1 pseudogene is annotated in these 227 nt (G+C 41.4%); it reads right to left on the bottom strand.

Annotated features, from left to right (window positions below):
- Nucleotides 1-227, bottom strand: a pseudogene (locus tag EJN84_RS12420) (transposase); the annotation flags it as partial.

Genomic DNA, 227 nt, shown 5'->3' with positions numbered 1-227 from the left:
CTCATATCAGGATTGGTAGAGAAAAACAGTTTAGGCTTTTTGCCGTCTTTTGAATACCAAATTGCAAGTCGTACCATCTGCTTCAGTGATTTAGAGTAGGCTACCAGAGTATAAAGCTCTCCATTGTCAATGTCGATTTTCTCAGCTCTTGATTTATCAAGATTAGCCATATCAATCTTGCCCTCGTAGAGTTTAGGCCTGCCCCTTTTACCCGTTGGCTTCTCCAT

It is taken from the genome of Seramator thermalis (assembly GCF_004138125.1).
GTDB lineage: Bacteria > Bacteroidota > Bacteroidia > Bacteroidales > Dysgonomonadaceae > Seramator > Seramator thermalis.
Note: the sequence above shows the minus strand (reverse complement) of the source record. Positions and strands in the feature narration are given on the sequence as shown.